The organism is Vibrio makurazakiensis (assembly GCF_050337375.1).
GTDB lineage: Bacteria > Pseudomonadota > Gammaproteobacteria > Enterobacterales > Vibrionaceae > Vibrio > Vibrio makurazakiensis.
This window is the reverse complement of sequence record NZ_JAKJSW010000478.1, coordinates 1-724: the sequence shown is the minus strand read 5'-3', so window position 1 is coordinate 724 and position 724 is coordinate 1. Positions and strand designations below refer to the sequence as shown.

The 724-nt window shown below is 38.8% G+C and carries 1 pseudogene; it reads right to left on the bottom strand.

Annotated elements, in window-relative coordinates:
• A pseudogene (locus L4C33_RS22605) lies at nt 1-484 on the bottom strand (histidine kinase); the annotation flags it as partial.
• Between the last annotated feature and the right edge of the window lie 240 nt (nt 485-724).

Genomic DNA, 724 nt, shown 5'->3' with positions numbered 1-724 from the left:
GCTCAAGAAGGTAGCCGACCGAAACTACACCAATAATTTCACCGCTCGCGTTGTTTACAGCGGCTTTACCGCGAACCGAAATACCTAATGAACCTTTGGCAACGGAAACGTAAGATTCTCCGTAAACTAAAGCTTTTTGGTTGTCTCCGCCTCGCATGGCTTTACCCAGTCGCTCATCCACTGGGTGAACTAAGCGAATACCATTTTCATCGCCAATTACAATAAAAGCAGCACCGATAAGTTCTGTTAAATTTCTATAACGTTGCTGAACATTCTCAGTTCGCTTCTCTTCAATCAGTTTTATCACAACGGGGGATTTGGCTAAGAAGTTTGCCACTCCAAGCGCTTTCAAGCCCATTTCTTGTTCTTGAGATTCTTTGATATAGGCAAAACCAGCAGCTGAAAGTATTAGCAGTTCAACTAAGCCAGTTACTGTCATAATAATCAGTAAACGCTTACGAAAACTGATATTTCGCCATCTCATAAAAATATCCCACAGAATCAATACGTTTAAATTAACACTTAGTTAACAGGCATTCCTCTACACCGTTGGATAATTGTGAACCCTATATTGAAATATAACTTACCAAAATATAAATAGAGCAACATCTGTTCGAATCAGCTTTGATTCAAAGGAAATTCAGCAAGGTTTCGTTTAGGCTTTATGAGATTTATGTCATACTTTTCTGACTAATTATTGACCTAGATCACTCCTATTTTAGGT